The organism is Acinetobacter sp. 1124_18A (assembly GCF_052824995.1).
Map to the genome: position 1 here is coordinate 1 of NZ_VTDF01000042.1, position 231 is coordinate 231.

The window sequence follows — 231 nt, forward strand, 5'->3', positions numbered from 1 at the left end:
AGCAACAGCAACAGACCCTGCAGGCAATACTTCATTGCCAGGAACAGGTACAGTGTCTGCGGACATTACTGCACCTGTAGTTGCACTCGATGATGTGCTCACCAATGACAGCACACCAGCACTCACTGGTACAGTGAATGATCCGACTGCTACTGTGGTGGTGAATGTCGATGGCACAGACTATCCAGCAGTCAACAATGGTGACGGCACCTGGAGTCTTGCAGACAATAC

1 protein-coding gene is annotated in these 231 nt (G+C 51.1%); it reads left to right on the forward strand.

Going from position 1 to position 231, the window contains the following annotated elements; all coding sequences use genetic code 11:
* Window positions 1-231: hypothetical protein (locus FY048_RS19035; protein ID WP_446092183.1), on the forward strand; the 231-nt coding region annotated here is incomplete at both ends.